Annotated in this window: 25 protein-coding genes; 18 read left to right on the forward strand and 7 right to left on the reverse strand. The window is 64.3% G+C overall.

Annotated features, from left to right (window positions below):
• Nucleotides 1-19 precede the first annotated feature (19 nt).
• Both RMP06_RS15090 and RMP06_RS15095 read left to right on the forward strand, forming a co-directional pair.
• Nucleotides 20-1,333: a PQQ-dependent sugar dehydrogenase gene (locus RMP06_RS15090; protein WP_310462607.1), complete on the forward strand. Its 1,314-nt coding sequence runs from the start codon at nt 20-22 to the stop codon at nt 1,331-1,333.
• Between the two features lie 81 nt (nt 1,334-1,414).
• Nucleotides 1,415-1,978: a cytochrome b gene (locus RMP06_RS15095; protein ID WP_310462608.1), complete on the forward strand. Its 564-nt coding sequence runs from the start codon at nt 1,415-1,417 to the stop codon at nt 1,976-1,978.
• An 11-nt stretch (nt 1,979-1,989) separates the two neighbouring features.
• Here the strand turns inward: RMP06_RS15095 and RMP06_RS15100 are convergent, their stop codons facing one another.
• Together RMP06_RS15100 and RMP06_RS15105 are read right to left on the reverse strand one after the other, a co-directional pair.
• Nucleotides 1,990-2,286, reverse strand: a complete 297-nt coding sequence (locus tag RMP06_RS15100; protein WP_310462609.1) for a 2TM domain-containing protein — start codon at nt 2,284-2,286, stop codon at nt 1,990-1,992.
• 153 nt (nt 2,287-2,439) lie between these two features.
• Entirely contained in the window at nt 2,440-3,168 is a 729-nt protein-coding gene (locus RMP06_RS15105) for a tRNA-uridine aminocarboxypropyltransferase (RefSeq protein WP_310462610.1), read from the reverse strand.
• 118 nt (nt 3,169-3,286) lie between these two features.
• Here RMP06_RS15105 and RMP06_RS15110 point away from each other — a divergent pair, with 118 nt between their 5' ends.
• The 4 genes from RMP06_RS15110 to RMP06_RS15125 all read left to right on the forward strand — a co-directional run bounded on the left by RMP06_RS15110 (nt 3,287) and on the right by RMP06_RS15125 (nt 5,562).
• Entirely contained in the window at nt 3,287-3,520 is a 234-nt protein-coding gene (locus RMP06_RS15110) for a plasmid stabilization protein (protein ID WP_310462611.1), read from the forward strand.
• Nucleotides 3,517-4,026 carry a CBS domain-containing protein gene (locus RMP06_RS15115; protein WP_310462612.1) on the forward strand — a complete coding sequence of 170 codons (510 nt, stop codon included), beginning with the start codon at nt 3,517-3,519 and terminating at the stop codon, nt 4,024-4,026. Before RMP06_RS15110 ends, RMP06_RS15115 begins: the two co-directional genes overlap by 4 nt.
• 25 nt (nt 4,027-4,051) lie before the next feature.
• Complete coding sequence (locus RMP06_RS15120; protein ID WP_310462613.1) at nt 4,052-4,882, forward strand: alpha/beta fold hydrolase; 831 nt, start codon at nt 4,052-4,054, stop codon at nt 4,880-4,882.
• 65 nt (nt 4,883-4,947) lie between these two features.
• Nucleotides 4,948-5,562, forward strand: coding sequence for a single stranded DNA-binding domain-containing protein (locus RMP06_RS15125; protein WP_310462614.1), 615 nt, complete (start codon nt 4,948-4,950; stop codon nt 5,560-5,562).
• Nucleotides 5,563-5,616: 54 nt separating this feature from the next.
• Here the strand turns inward: RMP06_RS15125 and RMP06_RS15130 are convergent, their stop codons facing one another.
• A complete protein-coding gene (locus RMP06_RS15130; RefSeq protein WP_310462615.1) occupies nt 5,617-5,919 on the reverse strand; it encodes a putative quinol monooxygenase in 303 nt (100 codons plus the stop codon).
• A 126-nt stretch (nt 5,920-6,045) separates the two neighbouring features.
• On the opposite strand from RMP06_RS15130, the gene RMP06_RS15135 reads away from it, so the two are divergent.
• Nucleotides 6,046-6,525 carry a VOC family protein gene (locus RMP06_RS15135; protein WP_310462616.1) on the forward strand — a complete coding sequence of 160 codons (480 nt, stop codon included), beginning with the start codon at nt 6,046-6,048 and terminating at the stop codon, nt 6,523-6,525.
• 142 nt (nt 6,526-6,667) lie between these two features.
• Here RMP06_RS15135 and RMP06_RS15140 read toward each other — a convergent pair whose 3' ends face one another.
• The gene (locus RMP06_RS15140) at nt 6,668-7,036 is read right to left on the reverse strand and encodes a DUF1428 domain-containing protein (RefSeq protein WP_310462617.1); all 369 of its coding nucleotides are present in this window, start codon (nt 7,034-7,036) and stop codon (nt 6,668-6,670) included.
• Between the two features lie 355 nt (nt 7,037-7,391).
• Here RMP06_RS15140 and RMP06_RS15145 point away from each other — a divergent pair, with 355 nt between their 5' ends.
• The 3 genes from RMP06_RS15145 to RMP06_RS15155 all read left to right on the forward strand — a co-directional run bounded on the left by RMP06_RS15145 (nt 7,392) and on the right by RMP06_RS15155 (nt 10,391).
• Nucleotides 7,392-8,744, forward strand: a complete 1,353-nt coding sequence (locus tag RMP06_RS15145; protein ID WP_310462659.1) for a DUF1800 domain-containing protein — start codon at nt 7,392-7,394, stop codon at nt 8,742-8,744.
• 2 nt (nt 8,745-8,746) lie between these two features.
• Entirely contained in the window at nt 8,747-9,895 is a 1,149-nt protein-coding gene (locus tag RMP06_RS15150) for a DUF1501 domain-containing protein (RefSeq protein ID WP_310462618.1), read from the forward strand.
• Between the two features lie 322 nt (nt 9,896-10,217).
• Nucleotides 10,218-10,391, forward strand: a complete 174-nt coding sequence (locus RMP06_RS15155; protein WP_310462661.1) for a hypothetical protein — start codon at nt 10,218-10,220, stop codon at nt 10,389-10,391.
• A 28-nt stretch (nt 10,392-10,419) separates the two neighbouring features.
• Here the strand turns inward: RMP06_RS15155 and RMP06_RS15160 are convergent, their stop codons facing one another.
• From RMP06_RS15160 to RMP06_RS15170, 3 genes are read right to left on the reverse strand one after another with little or no spacing between them, the layout of a single operon-like run.
• The gene (locus RMP06_RS15160; protein WP_310462619.1) at nt 10,420-11,352 is read right to left on the reverse strand and encodes an electron transfer flavoprotein subunit alpha/FixB family protein; all 933 of its coding nucleotides are present in this window, start codon (nt 11,350-11,352) and stop codon (nt 10,420-10,422) included.
• Nucleotide 11,353: 1 nt separating this feature from the next.
• On the reverse strand, nt 11,354-12,103 hold the full coding sequence (locus tag RMP06_RS15165) for an electron transfer flavoprotein subunit beta/FixA family protein (RefSeq protein ID WP_310462620.1): 750 nt from the start codon (nt 12,101-12,103) through the stop codon (nt 11,354-11,356).
• A 47-nt stretch (nt 12,104-12,150) separates the two neighbouring features.
• Nucleotides 12,151-12,834 (reverse strand): GntR family transcriptional regulator, encoded by a 684-nt coding sequence (locus tag RMP06_RS15170; RefSeq protein ID WP_310462621.1) that lies wholly within the window; start codon nt 12,832-12,834, stop codon nt 12,151-12,153.
• A 272-nt stretch (nt 12,835-13,106) separates the two neighbouring features.
• Here RMP06_RS15170 and RMP06_RS15175 point away from each other — a divergent pair, with 272 nt between their 5' ends.
• From RMP06_RS15175 to RMP06_RS15210, 8 genes are all read left to right on the forward strand, one after another.
• Nucleotides 13,107-14,789 carry a DUF1302 domain-containing protein gene (locus tag RMP06_RS15175; protein WP_310462622.1) on the forward strand — a complete coding sequence of 561 codons (1,683 nt, stop codon included), beginning with the start codon at nt 13,107-13,109 and terminating at the stop codon, nt 14,787-14,789.
• A gap of 14 nt (nt 14,790-14,803) precedes the next feature.
• Complete coding sequence (locus RMP06_RS15180; RefSeq protein ID WP_310462623.1) at nt 14,804-16,189, forward strand: DUF1329 domain-containing protein; 1,386 nt, start codon at nt 14,804-14,806, stop codon at nt 16,187-16,189.
• A 97-nt stretch (nt 16,190-16,286) separates the two neighbouring features.
• The gene (locus RMP06_RS15185; protein WP_310462624.1) at nt 16,287-17,429 is read left to right on the forward strand and encodes a WD40/YVTN/BNR-like repeat-containing protein; all 1,143 of its coding nucleotides are present in this window, start codon (nt 16,287-16,289) and stop codon (nt 17,427-17,429) included.
• Nucleotides 17,426-19,825 (forward strand): efflux RND transporter permease subunit, encoded by a 2,400-nt coding sequence (locus RMP06_RS15190; RefSeq protein WP_310462625.1) that lies wholly within the window; start codon nt 17,426-17,428, stop codon nt 19,823-19,825. Before RMP06_RS15185 ends, RMP06_RS15190 begins: the two co-directional genes overlap by 4 nt.
• 58 nt (nt 19,826-19,883) lie before the next feature.
• Nucleotides 19,884-20,816 carry a VOC family protein gene (locus RMP06_RS15195; RefSeq protein ID WP_310462626.1) on the forward strand — a complete coding sequence of 311 codons (933 nt, stop codon included), beginning with the start codon at nt 19,884-19,886 and terminating at the stop codon, nt 20,814-20,816.
• Nucleotides 20,817-20,851: 35 nt separating this feature from the next.
• Nucleotides 20,852-22,021 (forward strand): MFS transporter, encoded by a 1,170-nt coding sequence (locus RMP06_RS15200; protein ID WP_310462627.1) that lies wholly within the window; start codon nt 20,852-20,854, stop codon nt 22,019-22,021.
• A gap of 30 nt (nt 22,022-22,051) precedes the next feature.
• Nucleotides 22,052-22,930 (forward strand): fumarylacetoacetate hydrolase family protein, encoded by an 879-nt coding sequence (locus RMP06_RS15205; RefSeq protein WP_310462628.1) that lies wholly within the window; start codon nt 22,052-22,054, stop codon nt 22,928-22,930.
• Between the two features lie 44 nt (nt 22,931-22,974).
• Nucleotides 22,975-25,962 (forward strand): molybdopterin-dependent oxidoreductase, encoded by a 2,988-nt coding sequence (locus RMP06_RS15210; protein WP_310462629.1) that lies wholly within the window; start codon nt 22,975-22,977, stop codon nt 25,960-25,962.

Genomic DNA, 25,962 nt, shown 5'->3' on the forward strand with positions numbered 1-25,962 from the left:
CTAGAACCGGAGTGGTGCCATGAGCTTGTCGAACGCATTTGCGCAGGTGGTTGCCTTGGCGGGCAGCGCCGCCATCCGCTGGCGCCGCCGACAAGGCCCCGTGCCCGCCCAGGCCGTCGGCACCGCGCCGACGATCCCCGAGGCCCGCCCGCAAGGCCGGATGCCCACGCTGAAAATGCCCACCGCCAAAGGCTGGGCGCCGGGCCACACACCGACCGCCGCACCCGGCTTGCAGGTCAACGCCTTCGCCACCGGGCTCGACCACCCGCGCTGGATGCACGTGCTGCCCAACGGCGATGTCACCGTCGCCGAGGCCTGCTTCCTGCCCGGCGAAGTGAACTCGCTGTTCGACCATGCGATGGTCAGCACGATGAAGCGCGCCGCCGCCACCGGCATCAGCCCGAACCGCATCACGCTGCTGCGCGACGCGGACGGCGACGGTGTGGCCGAGACCCGCGAGACCTTCCTGTCCGGCCTGAGCCAGCCGTTTGGCATGGCACTGCTCGGCGACACCTTCTACGTCGGCAACACCGACGGCGTGGTCGCATTCCCCTACACGCCGGGCGCCCTGCGGATCAACGCCACCGGCCGGCCGCTGATGGCGTTCAAGCCGGGCGGCCACTGGACCCGCAGCCTGCTGCCCAGCCCGGACGGCCGCACGCTCTACGCTGGGGTCGGTTCGCTGAGCAACATCGCCGAGACCGGCTTCGAGGTCGAGGAAGGCCGCGCCTGCGTCTACGCGCTGGACCTCGCCACCGGCCGCAGCCGCGTCTTCGCCAGCGGCCTGCGCAACCCGGTCGGGCTGGCCTGGGAACCGGTGACCGGCGCGCTCTGGACGGTGGTGAACGAACGCGATGGCCTGGGCGACGAGACCCCGCCGGACTACCTCACCTCCGTGCGCGAGGGCGGTTTCTACGGCTGGCCCTACAGCTACTGGGGCGGCACGGTGGACGACCGCGTGCCGCAGGACGCGGCGGCCGTGGCCCGCGCCATCGCGCCGGACTACGCGCTCGGCGGCCACACCGCCTCGCTCGGCCTGTGCTGGATGCCGGCCGGCACCCTGCCTGGCTTCCCCGACGGCATGGTCATCGGCCAGCATGGTTCGTGGAACCGCAGCACGCTCAGCGGCTACCGGGTGATCTTCATTCCCTTCGTCGGGGGCAAGCCGGCCGGCCCGCCGAGAGACATCCTGAGCGGCTTCCTCGCGCCGGACGAATCGGCCTCCTACGGGCGGCCGGTGGGCGTGACGATCGGCGCGGATGGCACCAGCCTGCTGGTCGCGGACGATGTGGGCAACGCGATCTGGCGGGTGACGGCCGCGGACCGCGGCTGAAGCCAGCACGGAATCCACACGCACGCCAACATTCCGTTCACAACAGCGCCCCACAATCTCCGAAAACTCTCCGGTGATTCCATGCAACAACCCTCCGCCACCCGCTACGACGCCCTCAGCCAGGCTTTCCACTGGATCACGGCCATTGCCGTGGTCATCGCCTTCATCCTCGGCCCGGAGCATTTCGGCCGCCTCATGCACGACGGGCTGGACCCCGCCACGCGCAGCGACATCGTCTGGCACGAATCACTCGGCCTCCTGGTGATGGTGTTGACCGTGGCGCGTTTGCTGTGGGTGGCGGTGCGGCCTGCGGCACCGACGTTCGCGATGGCCGGCTGGATGCAGCTGACCTCGAAGGTGGTGCATGGCGCGCTGTGGGTGCTGCTGCTGGCGCTGCCTGCGACCGCGCTCCTGGCCCTGGGCAGCGAAGGCCATCCGCTGACGCTGCTGGGCGGCGTGCGTGTGGACCAGATGCCGCTCATTGCCAACTCCGGCCTGGCGAATCTGGCCGACTGGGGCGAGGTCCACGGCTTCCTGGGCGACGCCATCCTGGCGCTCGCTGGCCTGCACGCGGTGGCCGCGATCTACCACCATGTAGTGCGCAAGGACGGCGTGCTGTCGTCCATGCTGCCACGCAGGGGCTGACCAGGGCCCGCTCAGCGCGCCTGCAACCGCTCGACCTCCCGGGCGACCATCCGGTCACGCAGGCCCTGTGTCTGCAGTGTGGTGAACACCACGACCCCGTGGATGGACAGCCCCAGGGCCCAGCCCCAGATCGGCAGATGGGGACCACGCTCACCGCCCGTGACGGCGTGCAGCGCAAACAAGCCCAGATGCACCAGCGTGAACACCAGCGCGTGGAGGAAGAAGCCCATCTTCAGCTTCACGCGGCGGCGTGCCTGGCGCATCAGCAGGTCGTCGGTGTTGCCCAGGGTGACGGCGGCGGTGTGCATGGCGAGCCTTTCTGGTCGGTGAGACCGTGTGCAGGAAAGAAGAAGGAATGCCTGCAGCTTAGACCTGCGCCGCGCCGCAGACCAGCCGCTTGCGACCAAGCGCCGCTGCGGGGAGCCAACGGGCGTTGGCGTGGCGCGAAATGCGCTGGTGCGTCACCGGCTCAGCGCCCGCAGGCGCTGGTGTGCCGCATCGTCCGGGTCCGGCGGCACGCTCTGTCTGGCCCGCAGGTAGCGGCTGCTGAAGACGTCCAGGTAAGCCTCCAGCGTCCGGGCCGCGTGCAGATCCCCGGCCAGGGCCAGACACAGCGCGGCCACTTCCGACGTGCAGAAGTGGTGCGCATGCGTGGAGCGGCGCAGCCGATAGCGTGACAACTGATCGGGGTGCAGGCTCAGCACCGGAAACCGGTTCAGGTACGGGCTCTTGCGGAAGATCTTGCAGGCCTCGGACCAGGTGCCGTCCAGCAGGATGAACAGCGGACGGGCCAGCGTGTCAGGCTCTGCCGGCACCAGCTCGGTCACCACCCGCTCCGGCGTGGCGAATTCACCGGGGAACACCACGTAGGGTTGCCACCGCGGATCGTCCAGCAGCGCCAGCAAGGCCGGATCCACCGCGACACGCGACCAGCCGAACGCCACGGTATCGGGCACGACATCGGCGATCAGCCAGCCCGTGTTGCTCGGCTTGAGCGGCTCGAACTCCGCCATGACCAGACACACCCCGGCGTGGGTCGGCACCACCGGGCGCAGGGCACACAGGCAGTGGCTGGGGACCAGGCGGCAGCGGGGGCAGCGTTCCTTGCGCACAGGGCCGCGGTCGAGGTGGGGGCGGGTAAGGCTGGTCGCGAGGCAGGTGGTGCGCAGACGGGCGACGGCGTGGGGCATGGCGGGGAGTCTACGGGCCGGCAGGCCGCTGGATCGATCTGCTGACTCCGTGCGCTGAAGAACAGACGCGGCGGCACCAGGCAGCGAGCATGGACCCCCATTTCCCCAAGGATCCGCCATGCCGCAAGAAGCCTGGAGCGCCAAGCGCGTGCGTCAATACGCGCACATCAAGGACAGCCTGCTCGAACATGGCAAGCCCGAGCCGCTGGCCGAGGACATCGCCGCCCGCGTCGTCAACAAGGCGCCGGTCGGTCGAACGCTGCTCCAGCTGCGCGACGAGGCGCGGCAGCGCGGCGTGAAGGGGCGCTCGACGATGAACAAGGTGCAGCTTGAAGCGGCCCTGACCCGATGAGCGCACCACTCCCTCCAGAAAGCCCGCCGGTCGCGGCGGCAGAGGCCCGTGCCGTGGCGCCCCTGCTGGTCAGCAGCATCGAAGCGGTGGCCCGTTCGCGCTTGCTGACGGTGGCCGCGGACAGCCTGCTGGTCGAGGTGGCCGCGCTGCTGTCGAGCGCGCAGATCAGCGTCGTGGTGGTGTGCGATGCCGCAGGCGCGCCGCTGGGTGTCATCACCGAGACCGTGCTGGTCCGGCGCCTGGGTCTGGGTCAGGCCGACTTCTTCACCACCGGTGCGGGCGAAGTGATGGCGCGGGAGTTTGTTGCCTGCGCGCCGGAGGACTTGCTGTCCGATGTGCTGGCCATGATGCACGCGCGCGGATTGATCCACGTGCTGCTGGTCGGCGCGGACGGCCGCCTGCTCGGCATCGTGAACGCCCGCGACGGACTGCGGGCGCTGCTGGCCGCGGGCAACCACGAAGAGGCGCTGCTGCGCAACTACGTGATGGGCATCGGCTACCAATGAACGACGAAGCACCCAGGAGAGACACATGAAGCCATCCGACACCGCAGCCGCGGACAGCGTGCACCTGCACATCGACGACAGCGGCGGCGGTGGCCGACCGCTGGTGCTGATCCACGGCTGGCCGCTGTCGGCCCAGGCCTGGGAGCCACAGGTGTCGGTGCTGCAGGCGGCCGGCTACCGCGTGGTGGCCTATGACCGCAGGGGCTTCGGCCGCTCCGACAGGCCGGCATCCGGCTATGGCTACGACACGCTGGCCGACGACCTGCAGCGCGTCATGGACCAGTGCGGACTGCAGGATGTGACGCTGGTGGGCTTCTCGATGGGCGGGGGCGAAGTGGCACGCTACATCGGCCGGCTCGGTGAATCGCGCCTGCACAGCGTGGTGTTTGCCGCGGCCGTGCCGCCGTACCTGATGCAGTCAGCCGACAACCCCGAAGGCCCGCTCACACCCGACAAGGCCCAACGCAAGAAGCAGGCGCTCGGGCAGGACCGCAGCGCCTTCTTCGAGCAGTTCACCCGGGACTTCTTCTCGGCCAACGGTGTGCTGCAGATCAGCGAGTCGCAGCGCGGCAATGCGCTTGCCCTGTGCCACCAGTCCGCGCAACACGCCGCGCTGGCGTGCATGGACGCGTTCAGCACGACCGACTTCCGCAATGACCTGGCGCAGGTGAACGTGCCCACGCTGGTGATCCACGGCGAGGCAGACGCCATAGTGCCCATCGAAGCCTCGGGCCTGCGCACCCACCGCGCCGTGCGCCACAGCGAACTGGTGCGGGTGGCCGGCGCACCACACGGGCTGAACGTGTCGCACGCGCAGGTGTTCAACGACGCACTGCTGGCGTTCCTGCGGCGCTGAAGCGGACCGGCGGGGCACGGCCATGCGATCCTTCGGCGTCGCACACCTGAACCACTGGAATCCCCATGCCACGCTGGACCCGCCGCCTTGCCCTTCTGGCCGGATGCATCGCCCTGCCCCTGTGTCAGGCCCAATCCACTCCGGCGGCCCCGACGGTGCGCGTGCGGGGCACGGTGCAGGCCGTCGGCCCCGACACCCTTTCCGTGCGGGACCGCAGCGGCGAGACCGTGGAATTGGTGTTGCCCGCGGCGCTGGTGGTGTCCGAGGTCTTTCCGATCACCCGCAGCGACATCCGCCCCGGCAGCTTCATCGGCGTCGCGGCGATGCCGCAGCCCGATGGCACCCGGCGGGCGATCGCCGTGACGGTGTTCCCTGAAGCGGCCCGTGGCGCGGGCGAAGGGGACCGGCCATTCGACCTGCTGCCACAAAGCACGATGACCAATGCCACCGTGGCGGGCGTGGCCTCGGTCACGCAGGGCCGCGAACTGCAGTTGCAGCACAAGGACGGCGAAGCACGCATCGTCGTGCCCGAAGATGCTCCGATCGTCACCTTCCTGCGTGCCGATCGCAGCCTGCTGGTGGTGGGTGCCAGCGTGTCGCTCCAGGCGCAGGTCATCGAAGGCAAGCCGACCGCGGCGCGCATCAGTGTCGGTCGTGCGGGATTCGTGCTGCCGTATTGACCGGTCGTGCCATGCGCGGGTCAGGCCGGCCTCCAGACGCACCGCCTCCCGAGATCAGGGGCCCATGTGCAGCGCGACCTCGCCCGACCAGGGTTCGGTGAGACCCCGGCCGCCCCCCAGGTCTTCGAGGATCGGGCGCAGCTTGTCGAGGTTGGCGATCATCGCGGGACGCGCGGCGGCCATCGCCTCCAGGCTGTCCCATTCGGCCACCACGATGAAGCTGCGCTCGCCCGATCGCACCAGCCAGAAATTCCGCCCGCCCGGCATGGCCCGGGGGTCCATCGCCTGGTGGATGCGGATGAATTCGTCTCCCTGGCCCGGCTTCACACGCATGTGCACCACGTTCATCGCAGTCATGGCTTGCTCCTGTGAACCGCCCCGGTATTGGAGGCGGATCCTTGTTTTGAGAAGATGGCGCTTCCACAGTTCCCGGGGCGATTCACGTTGTGAAGGCCCCTGCACACCCCAGCCTGGAGAACCGCCATGGTCAGCAAGAACACGATCTGCCTCTGGTACGACGGCACGGCCCTGGACGCCGCGCGCTTCTACGCCGAGACCTTCCCGGACAGTGCGGTGGGCGCGGTCCACCACGCGCCCAGCGACTACCCGATGGGCAAGGCGGGCGATGTCCTGACGGTGGAGTTCACCGTGATGGGGATCCCGTGCATCGGCTTGAACGGCGGCCCGATCTGTCCGCACAGCGAAGCCTTCTCGTTCCAGGTGGCGACCGATGACCAGGCCGAGACCGACCGCCTGTGGGACGCGGTCATCGGCAACGGCGGGCAGGCGAGCGCATGCGGGTGGTGCAAGGACCGGTGGGGGCTGTCGTGGCAGATCACGCCGCGGGCGCTGATCGCCGCCATCGCTGATCCGGATCAGGCTGCGGCCAAGCGGGTCTTCGAGGCGATGATGGAGATGACGAAGATCGATATCGCGGCGATTGAAGTGGCTCGGCGCGGTTGAGGGTCAAAAACAGAAAACGCCGGCGTTCACGAAACCCGGGGCGGTTCAGTAGAACCTCGTCCAGTGCGGGGCTCCCCGCACTGGCGTTCGGGTTGCCGGGCGTACAGCCAGCCCTGCCAGAGCGACTTCGTGCCGCCGCCGCTCAAGCCTTCACTTCGACCACCGGTTCGAAGCCGCCGAAGATCATGCGTTTGCCGTCGAAGGGCATGGGCGGGTTGCCGGGTGTGGACGGATCCATGCGCGGGTCTTCCATCATCTTCTTCATGCCGGCGTCGCGCGTGGCCTTGTCCGGCCATTCGACCCACGAAAAGGCCACCGTCTCATCGGCCGTGGCCTGGACGGCGCGGCGGAAATCAGTGACTTTCCCGTCGAGGACGTCGTCGCCCCAGCCCTCGATCACACGGATCGCGCCCAGCTCGATGAACAGCGAGTCGAAATGACGCGCGTGCTCGATGAACTTCTGCTTGTTGGCCGTGGGGACCGCGATCACGAAACCATCGATGTAGGACATGTCTTTGCTCCTGTGGGGTTGACCGGTCGGCGTGCCCGCCCGGGGGCACCTCGCGCCTTGGCGGGACATCGAGTCGGCAGGACCACAGGGTAGCGGTCGGTCAGTCAAGCAGGGGCTGAACGGCTGATTTCCATGACGGCAACAAGGCACGCTCGACGGACTGCTCGCCCAGGCCGTGGAAGACGTCGAGCCCCTGGGGGTGTTGGATTCGCCACGGCGGCCCACTCCTGATCAGCAACCGCGCGGGGGGTGGCCTTCGCGCCACCCCGAGATTGGCCGCAGCATGATCGGCAGCTTCACCTTTCGTAACCCGCCGGACAACGTTCTCGCCGCGTTGGCTGCCATGATCGCGCCCATGACTTCTTCCGCCCTTGCCCTGAACCGCTTCGGCCTCGGCGCGCGGCCTGACGACGCGCCTCCAGCCGACCCGCAGCGCTGGCTGCTCGCGCAGCTGGATGCCTACGAGCCGCTGCCCGCGGCCTGGAAGCCACTGCCGCGCACGTCCGCACTCATCGACGTCTGGAACAGCATGCAGCGCTCGGTGCGCGAGGCGCCCGAGGGCCAGCGCAGCGGCATCCGCGAGGGCTACCTGCGCGAAGGCAGCCGGGAGTACCAAGCCGCGGTGGGCGCGCGCACGACCAGCGCGCTGCAGACGGCCACGCCCTTCGCCGAGCGGCTGGTGCACTTCTGGTCCAACCACTTCGCGGTGTCCGTCGACAAGCTGCTGATCGTGGGCCTGGCGGGAAGCTTCGAGGCCGATGCGATCCGGCCCCACGTGCTGGGCCGATTCGAGGACCTGCTGCTGGCGGTCGTGCGGCACCCGGCGATGCTGCTGTACCTGGATCAGGCGCAGTCGACAGGCCCGGGCAGCATGATGGGCTCGCGTGGCCGGGGCCTCAACGAGAACCTCGCGCGCGAGATCCTTGAGCTGCACACCCTGGGTGTACGCAGCGGTTACACGCAGGAGGACGTGAAGGAGTTCGCGCGCGCCCTCACCGGCTGGACACTGCCCGGTGATGGTGGAACCAGCGGCGGAACCCCAGGCGGCGCCACCTTCCGTTTTGTGCCTGCGCTGCACGAGCCCGGCACGCGCACCATCCTCGGCAAGGCCTATGCCGATGGGGGCGAAGCGCAGGCGCGCGCCGTGATTCACGACCTCGTCGCGGCGCCGGCCACCGCACTGCACGTCGCGCGCAAGCTCGCACGTCACTTCGTCGCGGACGATCCTCCACAGGCATTGGTCCAGCGCCTGGCCGAGACCTTTGCGCGCACCGGCGGCGACCTCACGAGCGTCTACCGAGAATTGATCGCGTCGCCAGAGGCGTGGCAGCCGGCCGCCGCCAAGTTCAAGTCGCCCTGGGACTGGTCGATCTCCAGCCTGCGCGCGCTCGGCCGGCGCTCCATGGCGCCCATGCAGGCCGCCAACCTGATGACTCAACTGGGCCAGCCGGTGTGGCGACCCGGCTCGCCTGCCGGCTACAGCGATACCGCCGCCACCTGGGCCGCGCCCGATGCGCTGATGCGGCGTGTGGAAGTGGCACAGCGGCTCGCACAGGAAGCGGGCGACGCAGCGGACGCGCGCAGTCTGGCGCCGCAGGTACTGCCGGGCGTGCTGACCGAGGCCACCGCAACGGCGATCGCGCGCGCAGAGAGCGGCGGCACGGCACTCGCGCTGTTGCTGGTTTCCCCCGAATTCTTGAGGAGATAGGCATGCGCATGGACCGACGTGGCTTTATGGGCGCGGCCAGCCTGCTGGCTGCACCGCAGGTGCTTTTCGCACAGGCTGCGACCGAGCGACGCTTCGTCTTCATCATCCAACGCGGAGCGGCGGATGGCTTGAACATCGTCATCCCCTACGCCGAGCCGGCCTATGCCGCTCTGCGTGGCCCACTGGCCATTGACCCGGCAGCCGCCCTCAAGTTGGACGGCACGTTTGCATTGCACCCGGCACTGCCCAAGCTGCGACAGCTTTTCGCTGGCGGAGAAGCCACTTTCCTGCACGCGGTCGCGTCGCCGTACCGCGACCGCTCACATTTCGACGCGCAGAACGTGCTGGAAACGGGCGGCAAGTCACCGTACCAGCTGAAGGACGGCTGGATGAACCGGCTGCTCGGCATGCTGCCGCACAGCGGCAAAGAGGCGATCGCGTTTTCGCCAGCCGTGCCGCTGGCCATGCAGGGTGCACGCGAAGTCACGACGTATGCACCGTCCACCTTGCCAGAGGCCAACGAAGACTTGCTCGTGCGGGTGAACCAACTCTATGCGCCGGACCAGCAGTTGCATGCGCTGTGGACCTCGGCACTCGAAGCCCGCGGCATGGCGGGCGAGGGGATGGGCGGCGGCGGGAACCGACAGGATGCCGCCGCGCTCGGCCGCATCGCGGCGGGGTTCCTCGCGCGCGCTGACGGACCGCGCATCGCCATGATCGAAACCAGCGGCTGGGACACGCACAGCGGGCAAGACGCACGCCTGACCCGGCAACTGCTCGGGCTGGACGGCCTGATCGGCGCGCTGCGCGAAGGCATGGGCGCCACCTGGGCGCAGACGGTCGTCCTGGTCGCCACCGAATTCGGACGCACAGTCGCCGCCAACGGCACCGGCGGCACGGACCATGGCACCGCGGCTGCCGCCATGGTGATCGGTGGTGCAGTGCAGGGCGGTCGGATCATCACCGATTGGCCGGGCCTGGCACCCGGCCAGCTGTTCGAAGGCCGTGACCTGCGGCCCACCCTGGCGCTGGACACCGTGATCGCTTCGACGTGCGCCGAAGCGTTCAATCTGGACCCGGAGCGCACGACGCGGGTGCTGTTCCCGGACGCCGACCGGTACAAGGCGGTGCCGGGACTGCTGCTCAGATAGGCACTGAGGGCCGTCCATTTCGGGTCGATCGCGGAGCCGACTGACCGCCAATTGTTCTCGGCAATTAAAGTCGCAAACAGATCCTGAGCTGTGACAAGCACTTGCAGATGGGCAGCGATCCGGTCGACATCGACAAAGTCGTAAACAGCCACCGTCCATCACCTTTGGCGAAGCCCCGACTCCGAGGGACGTTGCTCCCAAAGCTCACCTCTTCGATGGACCAAACCCACTTGGACGTAAGCGGCCAGCACCTTCGCCTTGAACTCGGCATCGTGTACTCGCCTCATCTTGTCCTTGCTCTGCATTGCTGTCCACCAATCAAATGCTGGACACCATCGTCTCGGAGCTTTACTGCTCCTTCAATGGGGCTTGGCTGGTCGCTCACGCTGTATGGCAGGCGCACCGCGATCAGCTCAATGCCACAATCCACTGGCAGTTCACCACCGACACGGCTCGGGTCAAGCTGCGGCAGCTCTATCCGTCAATCGAGGTGTGACGCGACACACAAGGCAACGCAGTTCACATCAAGAAAGCGCAGCAACCAATGCTGGGGCGGCGGTGAAGAGGTCGGCTTCGAGGCCGTAGTCGGCGACCGAGAAGATCGGGGCCTCGGGATCCTTGTTGATCGCGACGATCACCTTGGAGTCCTTCATGCCGGCCAGGTGCTGGATCGCGCCGCTGATGCCAGCCGCGATGTACAGGCTCGGTGCCACGATCTTGCCGGTCTGCCCGACCTGCCAGTCGTTGGGCGCGTAACCCGCGTCCACCGCAGCGCGGCTGGCGCCGAGCGCTGCACCCAGCTTGTCGGCCAGCGGGATCAGCACTTCATTGAACTTGTCGCTCGAACCCAGCGCCCGACCACCGGAGACGATGATCTTGGCGGCGGTCAGCTCGGGGCGGTCGTTCTTGGTGACTTCCCGGCCGACGAACTGGCTCTTGCCCGAATCGGCCACGACGGCGACCGTTTCGACTGCGGCCGAGCCACCGGTCGTGGCGGCAGCGTCGAAGCCGGTCGTGCGCACGGTGATGACCTTGACCGCGTCCGTGCTCTGCACGGTGGCGATGGCGTTGCCGGCGTAGATCGGGCGCTCGAAGGTGTCGGCGCTGATGACCTTGGTGATGTCGGTGACCTGGGCCACATCCAGCTTGGCCGCGACGCGCGGGGCGACGTTCTTGCCGCTGGCCGTTGCCGGGAACAGCAGGTGGCTGTAGGCACCGGCCACGGCCAGCACTTGGGCCGCGAGGTTCTCGGCCAGACCATCGGCGAGGCTCGCGCCATCGGCGTGCAGCACCTTGGTCACACCGGCGATCTGGGCCGCGGCAGCCGCAGCCGCACCGGCGTTCAGGCCCGCGACCAGCACGTGGACTTCACCGAGCTGCGCCGCCGCAGTCACGGTGTTCAGCGTGGCGCCCTTGATGGACGCGTTGTCGTGTTCAGCAATGACGAGTGCAGACATCTCAGATCACCTTCGCTTCGTTCTTCAGCTTGGCGACCAGCGTCGCCACGTCCGCCACCTTGATGCCCGCGCCGCGCTTGGCCGGCTCAGCGACCTTCAGCGTCTTGATGCGCGAGGCCACGTTGACACCCAGCGCGTCCGGCTTGATCACTTCCAGCGGCTTCTTCTTCGCCTTCATGATGTTCGGCAGCGTCACGTAACGCGGCTCGTTCAGGCGCAGGTCGGTGGTGATGATCGCGGGCAGCGAGACCGACACCGTTTCCAGGCCGCCGTCCACTTCGCGGGTCACCTTGGCGCGGCCATCGGCGACTTCGACCTTCGAGGCGAACGTGGCTTGCGGCAGGTCCGCCAGCGCGGCCAGCATCTGGCCGGTCTGGTTGCAATCGTCGTCGATCGCCTGCTTGCCCAGGATCACCAGGCCCGGCTGTTCACGGTCGACCAGCGCCTTGAGCAGCTTGGCCACCGCCAGCGGCTGCAACTCGTCCACGCACTCGACCAGGATGCCCCGGTCGGCGCCGATGGCCATCGCCGTGCGCAGCGTTTCCTGGCACTGCGTGACGCCGCACGACACGGCGATGATCTCGGTGATCACGCCCTTTTCCTTCAGACGCACCGCCTCTTCGACAGCGATCTCGTCGAACGGGTTCATGCTCATCTTGACGTTGGCGATGTCCACCCCCGTGCCATCGGACTTGACGCGGACCTTGACGTTGTAGTCGACGACCCGCTTGACGGGTACGAGTGCCTTCATGGGCTTCCTTTGGAGTTGATACCGAGTTCAGGGTGGCAGCAGGTTCTCTACCGAGCACCGCCAAACGCCGCCCTGAGGGTGATCTCCGCCGTTGCCCAGAAGTGTGAGGAAAGCAAGCGAGTCGCCAACTCTGGATCACGGCCCATGGCGGCGTCCATGAGGTCCCGGTGCTCAGTGATGGTGTCGCGTTGCATCGACGCAGTGTGCTGTTCGGCCAGATTGCGATAGCGCTCCGACTTGTCATACAGCAGCCGGCACAGACGCAAAGTCCACGACGAGTTGCACCCGGCCAACAGAGCTTCATGGAACTGCCGATGCACAGTCGCCCAACCTGCATGCAACTCCAGTGACGTGGGCGGCGGTGTCTTCGACAGGCGGTGAAAGCCACTGAGCAGATTGGACTCCCAGTCAAGGTTTCCACGTTCGATCGCATGACGCAAGGCGAGGCACTCGATCTCGACCCGGGTCTGGGTCAGGTCGATCAGTTCATCACGCGACACCGGTGCCACACAAAAACCGCGCTGATCCTCTGATTCAACAAGCCCATCGGTCACCAGCCGAGACAGTGCTTCGCGAATAGCCGTCGCACCAATGCTGTAGCGCTCGCTCAAGCCCTGGATCCGCAGTCGTTCCTCTGGTCGAAGTTGTCCGGACAGGATGTCTGCGCGCAATCGCTCGAAGGCAAGAGTCGTCAGGCTCTTGGCACTGGCAGAAGTGACAGCGATTTCCATGTGTCGTGTTCAGGTCTGTTCGGTTCAGGGTGTCCGTCCAGCGACGACAGCAGGACCGTCGGCCCGAGATGGTTGACACCTTATGGCAGCGGATCTTCGTTGATCTGACAAGCAAAGTCCAATTCACGTTCTAATGGATTTCCCCATAAATTATCGATAAAAATCAATGTAGTCTATCGTTAATGATTTCGTAGAGGAAGTTGGACCATCGCGTCATGGCGCGGTGGATCAAAACGAAGGCCCAGACCAATGCGGCCACAGGAGACAGTCACATGGCTATCAAAGACAGGCGTACCCGCAGGGCGGCGTTCACGCTTCGCCCTGCAGCACTTGCGGCACTGGCGCTGCTCGCAGCGAAGTCGCATGGGGCAGAGATCGACGTAGGCAATCCGGACATCGCGATGCGATGGGACAACACGGTCAAGTACAGCCTCGGCTCACGTCTGAAGTCGGCAGACCCTGCGCTGTTGACCAATCCGAACAACGACGACGGTGACCGGAATTTCTCCAAGGGCTTGATCTCGAATCGGATCGATCTACTCAGTGAACTTGACCTCACCTGGGAGAAACGCTTCGGCGGGCGGTTGAGCGGAGCGGCGTGGAACGACACCGTCTACAACAAGGACAACGCGAATCCAGGCTTCCAGGGCGGTGCCTTCCCGAATCAGCAATCGGCGGCGTACAACCAATTCACCGATGCGACACGCAAGGTTCACGGACGCAACGCGGAAGTGCTGGACGCCTTTGTGTTCGGCAAGTTCGATCTCGGAGAAACCAGTGCGAACGTCCGAATCGGGCAACACTCGCTGCTGTGGGGTGAGAGCCTGTTCTTCGGTGCGAACGCCATCGCCGGTGGGCAGATGCCGGTCGATGTGGTGAAGCTCATGTCTGTGCCGGGCACGCAGTTCAAGGAGGCCATCCGACCGGTGCCGCAGATTTCTGGTCAATTGCAGTTGACCTCCAACATTTCGGTCGGGGCCTACGTGCAGACTGATTGGAAGTCAAACCGTGTGCCGGCCGTGGGGAGTTATTTTTCCAATGCCGACCCAGCGGTCGATGGTGGCGAAAGTCTGCTGCTAGGACCCGGTGCACCTCCTGCACTCCGCCAAGCTGATCTCAAGCCCAAAAAATCTGGGCAAGGCGGCCTGTCCCTTCGCATTCGTGGCGAAGACACGGACTTCGGCCTCTACGCGATCCGCTTTCATGCCAAGGCGCCGCAACTGGTTCCCCTGATCGGCCTCACGCCGGGTGGTCCTGCACCCGTGGGCTACAACCTCGCGTACCAGCAAGGCATCACGGCGTTCGGTGGGAGCGCCAGCAGAACCTTTGGCAATTTCAATGTCGCCATCGAAGGGTCCATCCGGCACAACCAGGATCTGGCGAGTACGCAAGGTGCTGATGCCAGCAGCCTTGCGCCGGCCGGTGTCATTCCCGCGACCAACAACACCGACAACCCAGGCTATGCCGTCGGCAAGACGGCGCACATCAATCTATCCACACTGGCTTCACTGGACTCGACACCCCTGTGGAACGAGGCAACGCTCGTCGCCGAAGTGGCATGGAACCGGATGCTCAGCATCACGAAAAATGCAGCGGCGATCGATCCAAACGGCACGCGCGACGGAGTAGCGTTGCGATTCGTGCTCGAACCGACCTACCGCGGCGTTTTCCCCGGGGTTGATCTGGGTGTGCCGATCGGGCTCGGCTGGGCCCCGAAGGGTTCGAGGCCACTGGCCATCGGTAGCCCGAATGCATGGATTCCCGAGGGAGGGGGTGACGTCAGCATCGGACTCAACGGCAGTTTTCGCGATGTCTGGCGTTTCACCCTGGCCTACACCCATTACTACGGTCAGGCAGGCACCTTCAACGACCTGACCTCCAACAACGCCTATTCCTGGAAGCAGACGCTGCGCGATCGCGACTTCATCGCCGCATCGCTGCGCTATTCCTTCTGACTGGTGACCGAAACATGACGTCCAATCAATTCAAGGCGGGTGCAGGTGCAGCCGTCACCATGGCCATGGCAGTCGCCATCGGTTTTTGCTCCAGCCTCGCCAATGCGGCGGTCAGTGCCGATGAAGCCGCCCAACTGAAATCCGGTCTCACGCCGGTGGGGGCCGAGCGCGCCGGGAACAAGGACGGAACCATTCCGGCCTGGACGGATGCCCCGACCACAGGTGCCACACTCAACGCAGCCGGGCGCCGGGCGGATCCGTTTGGAGTAGAGAAGCCTCTCTTCTCGATCAATGCCAAGAACATGGCGCAGTACGCGGAACGACTTTCGGACGGCACGAAAGCGTTGATACAGAAATACCCCGACACCTTTCGCATTGACGTCTACCCGACCCACCGCACCGCGATCGCTCCGCAGAGTGTCTATGACAACACGCTGAAGAACGCGACCAATGCGAAGCTGGTCGATGGTGGCGCCGGCCCCATGCCGCAAGGCGCTTACGGCGGAATCCCCTTCCCGATTCCGAAGTCTGGCATCGAGGTGATGTGGAACCACAAGCTCAACTGGCGCGGAGAGGCGTGGTACTGGGAGTTCAAGGGCTACCAGCTGACATCGGATGGACAGTGGATCCTCTCCGGTGACACGGCCAACGACCACTCGATGCCGTACTACGCCCCCGGCGGATCGGCCGAAAAATTTGGCGGCGAATACTGGCTGGTCCGCTCTTTGACCAAAGGCCCGGCCATCCGCGCTGGCGAGGCCATCACGGGTCGCTTGAACATGGACGAAAGCAAGTCTGCGACCTGGGTCTACCTGACCGGCCAGCGCCGCGTACGCAAGTTGCCAAACTCGTGCTGTGACACGCCAACCCCGTTTTCTGCCGGTATCACCACCTTTGACGAGGTTGAAGTCTTCAACGGCCGATTGGATCGCTTTGACTGGAAGCTCGTCGGCAAGAAGGAGGTCTTCATCCCCTACAACACCAATCGCACGTTCTCCCCGCTCAAAGACAGCGACCTGCTCGGCGCTCGTCACCTGAATCCCGACCATGTGCGCTGGGAGTTGCACCGCGTCTGGGTGGTGGACGCCACGCTCAAGGCTGGTCAACGCCACACATCTCCGAAGTCTCGCTACTACGTCGACGAGGACACTTGGCAAGCTGTCACCGCAGACCGCTTTGATGCCAACGGACAGCTTGCGCGCGTCCCGTTCGGCCTGCCGATTGTGATGTCCGACGTTCCGGCAACTTCGCTGGTCACATGGGGCGTCTATGACCTGACGGCCGGGTCTTCTTACATCAATGGCATCGTCAACGAGCGCAGGGCGGCCTACAAGCCCATGCCCGCGTACAAGGATGCCGTCTTCACACCGGATGCAATGTCCGGCGACGGGGTGCGTTAACCCGCTGGACACGCGTGATGTCCATTCCCCGGACACGCGCGTGCCCGCTCGATTTCGACCGCAATCCTTTGACCGATTCAGCTACGCGCAACTTCACATGAAGTCATCCTCTTTCGTTCGGCCACGTGCATACGCATCCGAAAACGCAACCGCATTCGCCATTGCGTTGGTCATTGCATGGGGCGCCACGGTGCAATCGGTGAAGGCTGCCGTCGTCTTTCCTGCACTTGAAAGGTCGGCTGTCCAGGTCCGCACTCCGGAGCGCTCGGTCCTTCAGGCTGCCACGATGGCAGGGGCACGGATCGTTGCGGTCGGCGAGCGGGGCATCGTGCTGCTGTCCGATGATCTGGGCGCGCATTGGCGCCAGGCAAAGGGCGTTCCCGTGAGCGTCACCCTGACCGCGGTGCGATTCGTTGACGCGAACATGGGATGGGCGGTCGGCCACGCCGGCGTGGTCCTTCACAGCGTCGATGGAGGTGAGACTTGGGTTCGTCAGACGGACGGTCTGGCACTCGCCAAACTCGCTGTCCAGGAGGCACAGGAACGCGCCCGGCTTGCCCCGAATGACCCCAAAGTCGCTCGCGACCTGAAGGCGGCCCAACTGCTGGTCAGTGATGGCCCGGACAAGCCGCTGCTCGACCTGCACTTCAGCGATGCCAAGCATGGCTTTGTCGTGGGTGCCTACAACCTGTTCTTTGAAACAAGCGATGGCGGAGCGACCTGGACGAGCGCGATGGGGCGGCTCGACAATCCCAAAGGCCTGCACCTCTACGCCATTCGGGCTCAGCGGGGCGCCGTCTACATCGTTGGTGAGCAAGGCTTGATGCTGCGCTCAGAGGATGGGGGCAAGCGCTTTGAACCGCTGGTCAGCCCTTACGTCGGAAGCTGGTTCACTCTGCTGACCATGCCCGACGGTGCATTGCTTGCCGCGGGACTGCGGGGCAATGCGTACTACTCGCGCGACCAAGGTCAGACCTGGTCTCGCATCCAGGGCGCTGCCCCGGTGTCCTTCATCTGCGCAGTGGCGTTGCCTGACGGGGCGGCACTGCTGGTGAATCAAGCCGGCCAACTGTTGACGAGTCGAACGGGCGAGCCGATGGTGGACCTCGGTGCGCCTTCGCTGCCACCATTGGCCGACGTCTTGCCGTTGCCTGGAGGTGCTGGGCTGCTCGCCATGGGCATGGGCGGCGTGATTCGCCTGCCAGCACCCACTGCGGTCGTTCCAGGGGCTGTGCGATGAATACGTCCAGTCTTGGCGCCCAGCCAATCGTCCGTGACCTGGCCGATTTCGATCGATCCTCCGGCACATGGGTCGAGCGCGCGCTGTTCAATTTCCGTGGCGCAGTGGTCGTGCTCTGCCTGTTGGTCACCGCCTTGCTGGGCTGGCAGGCCACCAAGCTGCGTTTGTCCGCGAGCTTCGAGAAGACGATCCCGACATCGCACCCCTTCGTCGTCAACTTCCTGGCGCAACAGAGCCAACTGCAGGGCCTGGGCAACGCGGTGCGTGTTGTCGTCGCGAACCCCAAGGGCACGATCTACGACGCTGCCTATCTCGACACGCTTCGCAAGATCAGCGACGAGATGTTCCTGCTGCCAGGGGTCTCGCGCCAGGGGATGAAGAGCCTTTGGACGCCGACGACGCGCTGGACCGGTGTGACAGAGGATGGCCTGGAAGGGGGGCCCGTCATCCCGGATGGCTACGACGGGTCTCTGGAGAGCTTGCGCAAGCTCGCAGCCAATATCGCCCGATCTGGTGAGATCGGCCAGATCGTCGCGCTGGACTCGAAGTCCAGTGTCATCTTCGCACCGCTGCTGTCCAGCGACAGCACGGGTGCACCCCTCGACTACAGCCGCTTTGCCCAGTCGCTCGAAGAACTGCGCACCAGGTACGAAGCCCAGGGCGTGACCATGCACATCACCGGTTTTGCCAAACTGGTGGGCGATCTGATCGATGGGGTTCGCTACGTCCTGGCCTTCTTTGCACTCGCTGTCGCGATTGCTGCCGCCATGGTGTATTGGTTCACTCGCTGCGTGCGCTCGACGCTGCTGGTGGTGGCCAGCTCGCTGGTCGCCGTGGTGTGGCAGCTCGGCCTGCTGCCGACGCTCGGCTACGCGCTCGATCCCTACTCCATGCTCGTTCCCTTCCTCGTGTTCGCCATCGGCATGAGCCACGGCGCGCAGAAGATGAACGGCATCATGCAAGACATCGGTCGTGGTACCCATCGGCTGGTGGCCGCGCGATACACCTTCCGACGGCTCTTTCTGGCCGGACTGACCGCGTTGCTGGCCGACGCTGTCGGATTCGGTGTGCTGCTGATGATCGATATCCAGGTCATTCGGGAACTGGCGGTGGCCGCCTCCATCGGCGTCGCGGCGCTCATCTTCACCAATCTGATCCTGCTGCCCGTTCTGTTGTCGTTCACTGGCGTCAGTCCGGCCGCAGCGGTGCGCAGTTTGAAGACCGAAGAGGCTGATGCACGTGGCCAGGCCAAACATCCGTTGTGGGCGTTCCTTGACCGGTTCACGCAGACTCGCTGGGCCAGGGCCGCAGTCATCGCAGGTGCGCTGCTGCTGGGACTGGGCGTCGTCATCAGCGCAAAACTGTCCATTGGGGATCTAGACCCGGGCGCGCCGGAATTGCGGACCGACAGCCGCTACAACCGCGATGTCGCCTTCGTCAATGCCGCCTATGGGGCATCGAGCGACGTCCTGGCGGTGATGGTCAAGACGCCGAACAGCCAGTGCGCCAATGTGGACACGATCCTGAAGGTAGACGAGTTGGAGTGGCAACTGCGCCAACTCGACGGCGTTGAATCGACGAATACGCTGGCACTGCTGAACCGTCGCGTGCTCACCGGCCTGAACGAGGGCAATCCGAAGTGGTACGAGATGCTGCCCAGTCAGGACATGGTCAACACCATCACGGCCAACGCGCCTCGCGGCCTGTACAACGATGCCTGCAGCCTTCTGACGGTCTACGTCTACCTTCGCGACCACAAGGCAGAGACCCTGACGCGTCTGGTCGAACACGTCCAGTCCTTTGCCGCGACGAACGACACCGAGGACGTCAGGTTCCTGCTGGCCGCCGGATCGGCGGGCATCGAGGCCGCGACCAACATCGTCGTCAAGGAAGCGTGGCACAAGATGCTTTGGCTGGTCTATGCCGCCGTCGTGGTCCTGGCCTTCATCACCTTCCGCTCCTGGCGTGCCGTGGTCGTGGCGATCGTTCCGTTGGTCGTGACGTCGTTCCTCGCCGAGGCGCTGATGGTCGCGTTGGGTATGGGTGTCAAGGTCGCCACGCTGCCGGTCATCGCGTTGGGCGTAGGCATCGGCGTGGACTACGCGCTCTACATCCTGTCGGTCATGCTGGCCCGACTGCGCGACGGCATGACGCTGTCCGAGGCTTACTACCAGGCATTGCTGTTCACCGGCAAGGTCGTGATGTTGACAGGGGTCACCCTGGCCATTGGCGTCATCACCTGGGTGGCCAGCCCCATCAAATTCCAGGCTGACATGGGCATCCTGCTGGCGTTCATGTTCCTGTGGAACATGCTCGGCGCGCTGGTGCTCGTGCCTGCGCTGGCGCACTTTCTTCTGAAGCCGCAGCGCAGCGCGGCTACCGCTTTGTCGACATGACCGCGGTTGGCGCCAGCGGGCGCATCAGTTGCGGAAATCACTGAAGGAGAACACCCACATGACAGCCGTTCAAGACATTGCATTTGTCCGCTACCAGGCCACTGACCTTGATGCCATGGAGGCGTTCCTGGTGGACTTCGGCCTGCACCGCGTCGCCCGTACAGACACTGCGCTGTACATGCGTGCCTGCGGAACAACCCACCATGTACACATCACCGAGCGTGGCGACAGCAACCGCACACTGGGCTTCGGCCTGCTGGCGAAAAGTGCGACCGACCTGGCGGCATTTGCTGGACGCATGGATGCCCAGATCGAAGAGAACCCCGAGCCAGGCGGTGGCCAGCGTGTGCGATTCACCGATCCAGACGGCTTTGTCGTTGACGTGATTCATGGTCAGGAGGCGCTGCCAGAACTCTCGCACCGCGAGCCACTGCAAATGAATGCAGCCACCGGCCGTACCCGATTGGGCAAGGTGATCCGCTTGCAGCCGCAACCATCGAGTGTGATGCGACTGGGTCACGTCGCTCTGCTGGTGTCGGATTTCCGCAAGAGCTTCCAGTTCTACAGCGAGGTGCTCGGCATGAAGGCATCGGACAGCTACTGGGCCGGTGTTCCCGAGAACACCATCGCAGCGTTCTTGCACTGTGGTCTGGGCAGCCAATGGACCGACCACCACACGGTCGCGCTGATCACCGCACAGGACGGCGTGTCCCGCTTCGACCATACCGCGTTTGAAGTGCTCGATCTGGACGACGTCGTGCAAGGTGGCGAGTACCTCAAGTCGTGTGGCCACAAGCACTCCTGGGGTGTGGGCCGACACATCCAGGGCAGCCAGCTGTTCGACTACTGGCGCGATCCGTTCGGCAACAAGATCGAACACTGGACCGACGGCGATCTCGTCAACGACGACACACCGGTAGGTCATGCACCGATCACGCCGGACGAACTCAGGCAATGGGCGCCGCCCATCACGCCCGAATTCTTCGAATGAACTGATTCAAAACCAAGACCGTGAGGAGACAAATGATGACCAAAGTCGACAGCTTTCGCGGGCGTACCGTACTCATGTTCTCGCATGTGGCGGGCATGGTCGACATGGTGGCCTTGCCACTGTGGGTCGGCGTTCTGGTGCAGCACTACAAATTCGATCCGCAGCAGGCCGGGGGCTTGGTCACGCTGTTCCTGATCGCGATCGTGCTGGCCAGCATCACACTGGCACCTCGCTTTGATCGTTTGCCACGACGGTGGATGGCCACGATGGGCTACGCCATCACAGCCGTCGCCTTTTTTGCGGCGTCAAAAAGTGTCGCGTTCCCTGTGTTGGCACTGTTGCACTTTGTCGGCGGCCTGGGCGTCGGGTGTGGACTCTCCATCACCCACGGTGTCATTGGTCGCAGCAGCAATCCGCATCGCCTGTTTGCAATGGCTCAATTTGCGCTCGGGGTCTTTGCGGTTTTGTTTTTTGGGGGCGTGCCAAAACTCATGGCGACCAATGGCGGGCAAACCTTGTTTTTGGTCTTCGCGGTATTGATGGTCATCGCAGTAATCGCAACGGGACTGTCCTTTCCTGTCGGAGAAACCCGCTCGACGGAAATGCAGGCGCATCACGATGCATCGAAGATCCCGAGCGCCGCATGGTTTGCGATCGCTGGTGTGTTACTGCTGGCCCTTAACCAGGCCATGATGTTCAGTTTCGTCGAGCGCATTGGTGTTGATCATCAATTCGGACAAGAGCGCGTCAACATGGTGCTAGTCGCGGTGGGCTTCATCAATTTGCTCCCGGCCGTCATGGCGGTTGGTATGCAGAGGATGCTTAGCGCAAAGACGGTGGGCCTGGTGGCGCCCATCCTGCAGGCGGCGCTGGCAATGACCATTACGCAGGCGGAGACTTTCGAAGTCTATGCAGCGGCGGCCAGCGTCTATGTTTTTGTCATGATCTTCACGCATGTTTTTCTCTTCGGTCTGATTGCCAAGCTGGATCCGAGCGGTCGGGCAGCTGCATCGACCCCTGCCATGAACATGACGGGTTCTGCCATCGGGCCGTTTCTCGGTGGCACGCTGGTCGTCGGGTTTGGCTACACCGCCATCGGCTACGCCATTGTCGTGATCGGCCTGATTGTGCTGTTTTGCGTGTCACGCATCAAGGTAGCCGCTGATTCCACGGTCGACCCGATGCGTCGCGCCGTTCCAATTTGAATACCCCTTAACCCTCGCAGATAGTACATCATGAAACTAGCCAGATTTTCCATTGACGGTACGACCACGATTGGTGTTGTTCAAAATAACCGCGTGATCGAACTTGCGCACCTCCTGCCCGGCGCACCAGCAACGATTCGCGAAGTGCTGGCCGCCGGCCCAGAATTATTCCAGCGGATAAAGGCCGCCTTGTCGACGCAGATCACTGGCCACGCGCTCGAAGATGTGCGCCTGGAAGCACCGATCCCCGATGCACAGAAGTACATGGCGATTGGCATGAATTACCACGACCATGCGGAGGAAGCTGCGCGCGCAGGTATTGCTGTCCCAAAGAATCAACTGTGGTTCAACAAACAGGTGAGCTGCATCACCGGTCCTTTCGACCCCATCTACAAACCGCGTGTGTCCGACAAGATGGACTACGAGGCCGAGTTGGGCGTTGTCATTGGCAAGCAGTGCCGCTATGTCAGCGAGGCCGATGCCCGCAGCGTCGTGGCAGGTTATTTCGTTTCCAATGATGTGACGGCGCGCGACTGGCAGTTCCAGAGCCCGACCTTCACGCTGGGCAAATCGTTCGACTCGCATGGTCCGATCGGCCCTTGGATCACGACGGACGACGAGGTCGCGGATCCACATGACCTACAGATGCGCCTGTGGGTCAATGGCGAGTTGCGTCAGGAGCAGAACACCGGAAAGATGATCTACAACATCTGGCAGCAAATCCATCACCTGTCCCAGGTGATGACCCTGATGCCGGGTGACCTGATCGCCACCGGAACCTGCGCCAACGTGGGCATTGCCTTGGGGAAATTTCTCCTGCCTGGCGATGTGGTGCGCGTCGAGATCGACCAGCTCGGACACATCGAGAACAAGGTCGAAGCCGAAACCGCACAAGACTACGTGCGCTGACGCGCTCGCCCCCACCCTCGTCGAATCGCACCCGGATCCTCGCCATGAAACGCGCCATTCTCCGCACCATACTTTTTGCACTGGCGCCGATGTTGAACCGGGTCGCCGGTTCGCGGCCGGCGTTCCGCGCCTTCCTCAGGCGGCATGACGCTGTTGTGCAAATCCAGCTCAAGGACGGCAGCATCGCGCGGCACTTCATCATTGCCGGCGGCAAGGTCAGGTCCGTCAACGGCCTTCATCCGAACCCGGTGGTGCGGATGGTGTTCAAGGACTTGTACACGGCGCTCACGATGATGAAACCGAACCCCGACATGGGGGAAGTGGTCCATGCGGCGAAGAACTTCAAGGTGATGGTCATGGGGCCAGACTTGCTTTGTGTGTGGTTCATGCAATTGATGAACCTCTCGCAAAGTTCCGGGCTGCAAATGGGTACACCCATGCCGGATGGCAGCACGCGCTGCACGATGTTGACCAACGGTGGTCCGCTGTTTGTGCATGTGAAGAACGGGAAGATCCTTCGCCTCACACCGATCGAGTTTGATGCCAAGGATGCGGCCGGCTGGAGCATTACCGCACGCGGCAGGCGTTTCACGCCACGACGCATCGCCACAGTATCCGCACACGCCTTGGCGATGAAGTCGGCGGTCTATTCCGACAAGCGCATTCTCCATCCGATGAAGCGGGTCGACTTTGACCCGAACGGCGAGCGCAACCCGCAAAATCGCGGCAAGAGCGGCTATGCGCGCATCAGTTGGGATGAGGCCCTGGACATCGTGTCCAAGGAAATCGTGCGCCAGAAGCAGGTACATGGGGCGGGATCGATCACCATCCCTCTGGCATCGCACCATCAGTGGGGCAATGTCGGCTACTACCTCAGTGCCTTGCTCCGCTTCGGCAACCTGATCGGTTTCACCCGGGTGGCCGCCAATCCCGACAGCTGGGAGGGTTGGTACTGGGGGGCCATGCACCACTGGGGTCACAGCCAGCGTGTCGGCGTGGCCGGTAACTACGGCACGATCGAGGACTGCCTCCAGGAAGCCGAAGTGATGGTCTTCTGGTCGAGTGATCCGGAGAGCACACACGCCGCCTACATGGGCCAGGAGGGCACCGAACGGCGCCAGTGGGCCAAGTCACTGGGTATCGAGTTCGTGCACATCGACCCGCATTTCAACCCGACGGCACAGTTATTCGGAGGTCGCTGGATTCCGATCAAGCCGACGACTGATCCAGCATTGGCGATGGCCATCATGCATGTGTGGGTCACCGAGGATCTGTACGACAAGGACTATGTCGCCACCCGGACCACGGGCTTCGAAGTTTGGCGGGATCACCTGCTGGGCGTTGACGACGGCGTGCCCAAAACGCCGGAATGGCAGGAGCCGGAGACGGGTGTACCGGCCAAGGACGTTCGGGCCTTGGCTCGCTTGTGGGGCCGCAAGAAGACCTACCTCGCTGCGGGCGCAGCCGGCAATGGCTTCGGGGGCGCCAGCCGCGGTGCCACAGGTGCGCAGTGGGCACGCTGCATGGTGATGATGATGTCCATGCAGGGCTTGGGCAAACCCGGCGTCAACATGGGGAACCTCGAATGCGGCACGCCGGTGGACATGGAGTTCTATTTCCCTGGCTATGCCGACGGCGGCATCTCGGGTGAACTGCAGTGGAACGGCAACGTGGTCAACAACTACCAGAAGATGCCGCATGTGCTCACCGTCAATCCGGTGCGGCAGTTGATCCCGAAACAGAAGTTTCCCGAGGCCATCATCGAGGGCAAGGCCAAGGGCTACCTGTGGGATGGCATGGCGCCGGAAATCCAGTTCGCGCCATTCGAATACCCTATGCCGGGATACCCGCGCGTTCGCATGATCTACAAGTACGGCGGCTCGTACTTCAGCACCTTGAGCGACTCAGGCCGCATGGTGGAGGCCTACCGCCACGAGAGCATCGAGTTTGTCGTCAACCAGTCGATCTGGATGGAAGGTGAAGCGCATTTCGCCGACATCATTCTGCCGGCCTGCACGAATTTCGAGCGCTTCGACATCGGTGAATGGGGTTCTGGCGGCGGCTATCTGCAACATGGTTTCAACGGCGTGAACCACCGTGTCATCGCGCTGCAGCACAAGTGCATCGAGCCGCTGGGTGAGTCGAAGTCCGACTACCAGATCTTCACCGACATCCTGAGTCGCCTCGGGCTGGGTGCGATGTTCACCGAGGGTTGCAGTGAACTGGACTGGGCCAAGCGTGTCTTTGATTCGTCCGATGTGGCGAAACAAATTTCCTGGAAGGAGTTCTGCAAGAAGGGCTACTACGTCGTGCCAGCCGAGACTGAAGCCATGCGTGCGCCGGTGCAGTTCCGCTGGTTCGCCGAAGACCGCATCAAGGACATCGCCGAGCCGCAGCCGCTGCCATCGCAATGGGCGGGCGAGTTCGGCAAGGGTTTGCAGACGCCCAGCGGCAAACTGGAGTTCCTGCCAGAAAACCTGCGGCGTTCTGACCCGAACAACGCGGAGCGGCCGGTGCTCAACCGCTATATCCCCGCCTGGGAAGGGCCGCACACCACCGGCCTGGTCGATCGCTTCCCGCTGCAGATGATCGCGACCCATTCGCGCTACAGCTTCCACACCAACGTGGATGGCAAAGGCAGTTTCACCAACGACATCGAAGACCACCGCTCGCTGGTCGACGGGCACTACTACTGGCTGCTGCGCATGAATGAAGCGGACGCAGTGGCGCGTGGCATCGGGCATCGCGAACTGGTCAAGGTATTCAACGACCGCGGGGCCGTGATCTGCGCGGCGGATGTGTCGCCGATGCTGACGCTGGGGGTCGTCAAATCCTTCGAGTCCAGCGCCGAGTACGAACCCATTGAAGTCGACGGCGAGATCGTCGACATCGGCGGCTGCATGAACACGCTGACACCGTCGCGTCCGCAGATGAAGGGCACCAGCAGCATGTCACCGAACTCGTGTCTGGTGCAGGTTGAAAAATGGACCAAACGCGGGACAAAGAGCAGCAATGTCCGGAAGGTGGCCTGA

Source organism: Sphaerotilus sp. (assembly GCF_031429695.1).
In the GTDB taxonomy this organism is placed as follows: domain Bacteria; phylum Pseudomonadota; class Gammaproteobacteria; order Burkholderiales; family Burkholderiaceae_C; genus Sphaerotilus.